This window comes from Pseudomonas sp., assembly GCF_026224925.1.
Taxonomy (GTDB): Bacteria; Pseudomonadota; Gammaproteobacteria; order Pseudomonadales; family Pseudomonadaceae; genus Aquipseudomonas.
Genome location: NZ_JAMFRV010000072.1, coordinates 1 through 7789 on the forward strand (window position 1 = coordinate 1; position 7789 = coordinate 7789).

The 7789-nt window shown below is 56.7% G+C and carries 7 protein-coding genes; 3 read left to right on the forward strand and 4 right to left on the reverse strand.

The genetic code is table 11. The features are described 5' to 3' along the window. The 4 genes from M0974_RS03195 to M0974_RS03210 form a co-directional block, all read right to left on the reverse strand. Nucleotides 1–434: LacI family DNA-binding transcriptional regulator (locus M0974_RS03195; RefSeq protein WP_297832687.1), on the reverse strand; the 434-nt coding region annotated here is incomplete at its 3' end. Between the two features lie 89 nt (nt 435–523). Continuing rightward, nucleotides 524–970, reverse strand: a complete 447-nt coding sequence (locus tag M0974_RS03200) for a MarR family transcriptional regulator (protein ID WP_297832690.1) — start codon at nt 968–970, stop codon at nt 524–526. Nucleotides 971–1570: 600 nt separating this feature from the next. Beyond that, a complete protein-coding gene (locus M0974_RS03205) occupies nt 1571–2920 on the reverse strand; it encodes an MFS transporter (RefSeq protein ID WP_297832693.1) in 1350 nt (449 codons plus the stop codon). A gap of 214 nt (nt 2921–3134) precedes the next feature. Beyond that, complete coding sequence (locus M0974_RS03210; protein WP_297832696.1) at nt 3135–4085, reverse strand: LysR family transcriptional regulator; 951 nt, start codon at nt 4083–4085, stop codon at nt 3135–3137. 114 nt (nt 4086–4199) lie between these two features. Between M0974_RS03210 and M0974_RS03215 the strand changes: the two genes are divergently transcribed. From M0974_RS03215 to M0974_RS03225, 3 genes are all read left to right on the forward strand, one after another. After that, nucleotides 4200–5381, forward strand: a complete 1182-nt coding sequence (locus M0974_RS03215; protein WP_297832699.1) for a fumarylacetoacetate hydrolase family protein — start codon at nt 4200–4202, stop codon at nt 5379–5381. 58 nt (nt 5382–5439) lie between these two features. Then, nucleotides 5440–6846, forward strand: coding sequence for an MFS transporter (locus M0974_RS03220; RefSeq protein WP_297832702.1), 1407 nt, complete (start codon nt 5440–5442; stop codon nt 6844–6846). Nucleotides 6847–6918: 72 nt separating this feature from the next. Next, nucleotides 6919–7789: dihydroxy-acid dehydratase (locus tag M0974_RS03225; RefSeq protein ID WP_297832704.1), on the forward strand; the 871-nt coding region annotated here is incomplete at its 3' end.

A 7789-nucleotide genomic window follows, 5' to 3' on the forward strand; every position in this document is an offset into this window, starting at 1 on the left:
CTGCTGGTCAGCAGCACCACCGGTACTCCTTGGGTGATTTGCGCTTGCAGCGCCGCACGGATAGCAGGTGTGTCGTGAGCGACTACGATTAGTCCATGTCGAGCGGTTCGGGGCTTGCTGATGAACTCGAGCAATTGCTCCGGGTTACGTTCGTGCCACGTCTGACGTTGCAGCACCAGGCGCGACCGGAGCATCTGGGCCTGACGAGAAAACGCAGTGGCCAGGCGGCGGAAATGATCGGTAGCGCTCTCGACCATGAGTAGGTCGAAGCGCAACAGCCCATGCACTGGCGAGGGGAGCAGTCGTTTTAGCCCCAAGGCTCTCGCGGCGTCTAGTACTTTGCGCCGCTTGAGGTCCGAGACGCTTCCGCGTTCATTAAGCACCCGGTCTACGGTGCTCAGGCTGACGCCCGCCAGATCGGCCACATGTGCCATGCGCTTCTTCTGATTCTCGCTGTCCAAAACAGACCTTCCGTACGCAACGTGGATGTTGAGAAAACTGGATACTGCCCAAGAGGTGAGCGCTATCGCTCGATCTCAAGCGTTGCGCTCAGACGCGCGAAAACGCTTAAACAGGTTTTAAGCTCATCGTCGCTTACATCGGAAAGGGCGCTTGCGCGGAACTGGCGGACGATCGGTTCGAGTTGGGCGCCCAGTCGATTGCCTTCGGGTGTGAGTTCAAGAATGTTCGAGCGACGATTATCGTGGTCGGCCACTCGCTTAATGAGTGCCGCGGCGACCAACTGCTCGACAGTGCGTGCCAAGGTCGATTTTTCCAACCCGAGTTTGCTAACGAGGTCTTGCTGGCGAATACGACCACCTTCGTTAAAAATCACCACAAGCGGCCAGGACAGTGCCAATGAAAGCCCCAGCTCAGTGGGTATCGCCGCATTTGCGGCAACGCGCCACGCTTGTTGCAAGGGGGTAATGCTAATCGAGAAAGCTTGCTCAAGCGCGGCACGGGAGTTCATTGTTGGTTCTACAACTGTTGCGTTGCTAATAATTTATTCTTTTGGTTTAGTGATGACAAGTTCTCTTCAAGAGAAAACCGTGGGACCGAACTTGTTCGGGAAGCAGGTGGCGCAGTACATCAGACAGACCGAGGCGTGGCCTTCGCGAACAAGCTCGCTCCCACCGGATCTCTGAATTGCTCAAGTCCAGTGTCATGCCAAGAACCCTGTGGGACCGGACTTGTTCGGGAAGCAGGCGGCGCAGTACATCAGACAGACCGAGGTGTGGCCTTCGCGAGCAAGCTCGCTTCCACCGGATCTCTGAATTGCCCAACTTCTGCGCCGTGCCAAGAACCCTGTGGGACCGAACTTGTTCGGGAAGCAGGTGGCGCGGTTTGTCTGATCAGCCGAGTTGTTGCCTTCGCGAACAAGTTCGCTCCCACCGGATCTCTGAATTGCTCAAGTCCAGCGCCGTGCCAAGAACCCTGTGGGACCGAACTTGTTCGGGAAGCAGGCGGCGCGGTTTGTCTGATCCGCCGAGTTGTTGCCTTCGCGAACAAGTTCGCTCCCACCGGATCTTGGTTTGACTGGGGCCCTGCGCTGCGCCGTATACGTCCTGCTTTACTCAGCCGACTTTCCAAGCATTGATTTGGGAATCGTCAGGATCAATCCGCCACTCACCAACAGGCACACCGCCAATACGTAGGTCCCGTTGTTGATGTTTCCCGTCAAGTTCTCTGCCACAGCGGTAATCATCGAACCGGTAAAGCCGGACAGGTTACCAATTGCGTTGATCATGCCAATTCCTGCGGCAGCAGCCACACCCGATAGCACCGTACCCGGTAGCGTCCAGAATATTGGCATCAAGCTCAAGATCCCTGACGCGGCTACGCTCAGGAATAGAACCGACAACGTGAGGTTCGCTGCAAAGTACGCACTCAATATCAAACCGACGCCGCCTATAAAGGCTGGAATCGCCGCGTGCATACGACGCTCACCGGTGCGGTTGGAGTGACGAGCGTTGAGTGTCATGGCAATAACAGCGACCGTGTAGGGGATGGCGGTCAGCAAACCAATGTGCAGGCTGTTAGAAATACCTGCGCTCTTGATGATGGACGGCATCCAGAATGCCAACCCATAAAACCCGGTGTTGAAGGTCAACAAAATCAACACCAGCAACCACACCCGTGGGTTTAAGAAGACGTCCCTTAGGCTTGAGGCTTTACCGGTATTGTCAGTTTGCAAGTTAGCTTTGAGCATCGTCTTTTCACTTGCCGACAACCATTTAGCGGAGTCGATGTTGTCCGCCAGGCAGCACAGCACCACTGCTCCCATAATCAATGAAGGGATACCTTCAATGATCAGCATCCATTGCCAGCCCGCCATGCCGTGCACGCCTTGCATACTGTTCATCAACCAACCTGAGAGCACGCCGCCCAAGGTCAAGCTGATAGGCATCGCCATCAGAAAGCCGGACATGACCCGGCTCTGGCGATGCGTAGGGAACCAGTAGTTGAGGTAAAGAATGACACCAGGAAAAAAGCCCGCTTCGCAGATGCCCAGCAAGAACCGCAGCACATAAAACATGGTGCTGGACTCCAGATGGAAGAACTTCGCCAGTGGCACAGTGAAAGCGACCGCGACTGATACTAGCGCCCAGCTCCACATGATTCGGGCAATCCAGAACCTGGCGCCGAATCGGTGCATTAACAGGTTGCTGGGCACCTCGAACAGAAAATATCCCCAGAAGAAGATGCTGGCGCCAAGGGCGTAAACGGTATTGCTGAACTGGAGGTCGTTGAGCATGTCCAGCTTGGCGAAGCCGATGTTAACCCTGTCCAGGTAAGCCGCCATGTAGCACAGCAGTAATACGGGAAGAATGCGTAGGATGACTTTTCTATAGGTCCGATCTTCAGCGCTGATGATGGCCGTATCACTTTGCGTGGGCAAAGGGCTGGATAGGGTATCCATGGGAGCGTCTCCTGGGCATGTGAGCACGCCCGATTATTTTTATGGGTGGTGATTCTGGCTGGTAACAAACCGGGCGTAGGAACCGGCGACAGCCAACGTCCCCCAGTCAATACACTGGCGAGTACTTTAGGTGGCAGACTGATTCTTTCCCAATGGCATTTTTGGATTAATCGATAACGTATGGTTATCGATTTTATAAAAAGCCGTTTGGCGATCAGGTCGTTGTTTTCCGCTCCAGCCTGGCGTTTTCCAGCAACAATCCGGCGAACTCCAAAGCAGCTCCAGACAGTTGTTCCCCTTTGCGCGTGAGGATGCCGTAGTCCTGAGGTGCCAAGTACAGCGGTGTCTCCAAAGGTCTGAGCAGTCCGCTGTCGATGTGCGGTCGAACCATGGACTCCGGCAGCATCGCGATCATCGGGCCGGTTTGCAGTACCTGTAAGAATGTCTGCATGGAAATCGTGTCGATGGTGTTCTTGGGTGTAGGAATTCCGGCCTTTGCAAAGGCCAACTCCATGCGCCCGCGTATCGGTGTACCGACCGGAAACAAAATCCATGGCCACTCGCCAAGCTGCTCCAGGGTCGTGGACCCGGTATCGCACAGCGGGTGCCGACTGTTGACCACAATGGTGAAAGGCTCGGGCGCAAGGGCCTGAAAGTCGTAGCGATGTTGTTGGGTTTCGTTGGTGAAGCGTGCGACGGCCAGATCAAGCTTCTTTTCTTCGAGCATTTCCATCAAGTGATCGCTGGTTTGCTCCACAACTTCAATGGAGAGCAGAGGCCAGTGTTGTTTGATTTGAACAATGGCGGTCGGTAACGCGACGGCTGTTGCGGCAAAGATACCGCCGACCTTGAGGTACCCGTGACCACCTTCGCGCAGGCTAATGATCTGTTCCACAAAGATGCTCGCGTCGCTCAGCGCAATCTTTGCGTAGCGCAGCACATGTTCGCCTAACGCTGTGGGCGGCATGCTGCGGGGTAGGCGTTCAAAGACCGCAAAGCCAAGCAGGCTCTCCAGCTCTTTCAGCATTTTGCTGATCGCAGGTTGGCTCAGGTTCATCTGTTCAGCGGCAAGGTGCATGTTACGCGTGCGACCTAAGGTGTCGATCAACGTCAAGTGTCTGAACTTGAGCCACCCGCAGAAGCTGGAAAACGACAAGTCAGACATAAGATTCCCCTGAGTCCGATAACGGCACGTTATCAGTTGTTGAGTATTTGTCATTGGAGTTTATCGCTGGTCACCTCTAGCGTGAAGGCCTCGCAGATCAGGAAGTCTATAAAAATGTCGATAACACTCTCCCCAGCGAACACCCTCCCGGCTGATGGCGTGGCTGGAACTTTGATTGGCCGCGCCTGGGTCCCTGGTCAAATGTCTGGCCCTTCACCCGTGGTGATTCGCGCTGAGGGCGTGTTTGACTTGTCCGAGCGTTTCGCAACGATTTCGGACCTTCTCGAACTGTCGGCGCCCCTGCAAGCCGTTCGTGAAACTCCGGGAAAGCTCATCGCCAGTGTCGAACAGTTCTTGGCGAACTCCGGCACCACTCCCGATATTTCAAAGCCGTACCTGCTGGCACCCGTTGATTTGCACGTGATTAAAGCGGCCGGTGTAACGTTTGCCGCCAGCATGATCGAGCGGGTGATTGAGGAACAGGCTGGCGGCGACGCGGGGAAGGCCGAGGCGGTTCGTGCTGTCGTGCTCAGTGCCATTGGCGATAACCTACGCACCATCAAGCCTGGTTCTGAGCAAGCCTCTCGCCTTAAAACGTTGCTGATCGAGCAAGGCATGTGGTCGCAGTATCTGGAAGTGGGAATTGGTCCTGACGCCGAAATATTCACCAAGGCGCCGGTCCTGTCTGCGGTCGGCAGCGGCTGCGAAATCGGTATTCACCCTAAATCACAGTGGAACAATCCTGAGCCCGAAGTGGTATTGGCGGTAAACAGCCGCGGCGAGATCCAGGGTGCGACCTTAGGCAACGATGTTAATTTGCGTGACTTTGAGGGCCGTAGTGCGCTGCTCTTGAGCAAGGCGAAAGACAACAACGCGTCCTGTTCACTCGGGCCGTTTATCCGTCTATTTGACGAGACCTTCTCCCTGGACGATGTGCGCCGTTGCGTCGTGGACCTTGAGGTTCGAGGCAAGGATGGCTACGTGATGCGCGGGTCCAGTTCTATGGATCAGATAAGCCGCGATCCTGAGGATCTCGCCAGTCAGACCCTCAACGCCAATCATCAATACCCGGACGGATTCGTGCTCTTTCTAGGGACCTTGTTCGCCCCCACAGAAGATCGGGACCATGTGGGGGGCGGGTTCACCCACAAGTTGGGCGACCTGGTCAGTATCAGCAGTGCGCTGCTTGGCAGTCTGCATAACGAGGTCACTCACAGCGGCGATGCCCCTCATTGGACCTTCGGCGTCAGTGCCCTGTTTCGCAATCTCTCAGCACGAGGCCTGTTATCTCGCTGATGGTTTCTCGGCAACGCCTGACACTGACAGCACTATAAAAATAATAGCGAGGCCCACCATGAATACTGATGCCAGCGAATCAGGAACGATCGCGCCCGATGCTAAACAGTTGCGACGAGCAATTTTCACTGGCGCTGTCGGCAGTGCCCTTGAGTACTACGATTTCGCGATTTACGGACTGGCCTCAGCACTGGTGTTTGGCCATATTTTCTTCCCTTCCTTGGGAACCACAGGTGCGCTGCTTGCCAGCTTTGCGACCTATGGCGCAGGGTTTCTCGCCCGACCATTTGGCGGTTTGTTCTTTGGCTCACTGGGCGACCGCAAAGGGCGCAAGTTGGTATTGCTTCTGACCATTGGCCTGATGGGCCTGGCGACCACGCTAATCGGTTTGTTGCCAACGGGCAGCGTAGGGGCGGTGTTGCTGGTTTTACTACGCCTGCTGCAAGGCTTCGGTGCTGGAGCCGAACAAACAGGCGCTGCCACTTTGATGGCCGAGCTGGCCCCACCCAAGCGTCGAGGGTTCTATTCCGCGCTGCCGTTCATAGGCGTGTTTACCGGTCTCGCGCTCGCGACCATTACCTTTCGCGTCATGCAGGCGCTGCTGACTCAGGAAGAAATTCTCGCCTGGGGCTGGCGTTTGCCATTTCTCTCCAGCATCGTGCTGATCGTCATGGCGATCTGGATCCGCCTGAAGCTTAAGGAAAGCCCGGTGTTCAAGGAGTTGGCAGAGTCGAAGAATGTCATCCAGTCGCCGATGCGCGCGGTGTTGCGGGGCGCTCGCCGGCCACTCCTGGCCACGAGCCTGATGCGCATGGCCGAAACAGGTTGCTCGACGTTGTACACCACGGTAGCCATTGCTTTTCTCACCGGTTTTGCGATGAAGCAGGGGGCAGACAGCAACGCTAACTTCAGTACCATCGGCACCAATGCGGTACTGCTGGCGAGTATCGCAAGCGTCTTTACCACACCGCTGTTCGGCGCATTGTCCGACCGGGTAGGGCGCCTGGCGGTATACCGCGGTGGAGCAATTTTCACTGCACTCTGGGCTTATCCCGCATGGTGGATGATCGACACCGGCAGTCCATTGCTGGTGTCCATCGCCGTCATCGGCGGTTTCGCCCTCGGTGCTAACAGCATGCTCGGCGCACAGTGTGCGCATTTCACGGAGCTGTTCGGCAATCGCTATCGGTATTCGGGGGTCGCCTTGTCCCGGGAAGTGGGGGCGATGCTATCGGGCGGCCTGGCTCCGATTCTGGGTATTTTTCTGGTGGGCATCGCGGGCGGCGCGTTCTGGGTCTTGGCTGCTTACACCATGGTGTTGGCGATATTGACCTTGGTCGGCACACTGTTGTCCATCGAAACCCGTGGTCGCAGCCTGACCGATCTAACAGATGCCATCGGCAGTGGTGCGGTGCTCAGCGACGACGAACGTCGTTTGCATCAACAGGCTGGCGCTCCGGCTTGAGACTATTAGCATAGGGCTGCCACCGCACGGCCAGTGCCGCTGATTCAATCAAATATAAGAGAGAAACGGATCATGAGTGAGACACCTAAACGTCCTTTACGCAGCCAACAATGGTTCGATGATCCCGATCATGCAGACATGACCGCGCTGTATGTTGAGCGCTACATGAACTACGGGCTCACCCGCGAAGAACTGCAGTCGGGGCGCCCGATCATAGGTATTGCACAGACCGGCAGCGACCTGACGCCCTGCAACCGTCATCACATCGAGCTTGCGCAACGGGTGAAGGCCGGCATTCGAGATGCTGGCGGGATTCCGATGGAGTTTCCAGTGCATCCGATTGCAGAGCAGTCGCGTCGGCCCACGGCGGCACTTGATCGCAACCTGGCCTATCTGGGGCTGGTAGAAATCCTCCACGGCTACCCTCTGGACGGGGTTGTCCTCACCACCGGTTGCGACAAGACGACGCCAGCGTGCTTGATGGCCGCTGCCACGACGGACTTACCGGCTATCGTCCTGTCCGGCGGACCGATGCTTGACGGCCACTACAAAGGGCAGCTTATCGGGTCCGGCACGGTGCTCTGGCATGCCCGAAATTTGATGGCCGCCGGTGAAATAAACTACGAAGGCTTCATGGAAATGACCACGGCCGCATCGCCGTCGGTCGGGCACTGCAACACCATGGGTACGGCGCTGTCGATGAACGCGCTGGCCGAAGCGCTGGGCATGTCATTACCCGGTTGCGCCAGTATCCCTGCGCCCTATCGCGAGCGCGGGCAGATGGCCTACGCCACCGGCAAGCGCATCTGCGACTTGGTACGTGAAGATGTGCGGCCGTCGCAGATCATGACGCGGGATGCGTTCGAAAACGCCATTGCCGTCGCGTCGGCGCTAGGGGCTTCGAGCAACTGTCCGCCGCACCTCATCGCTATCGCTCGCCATA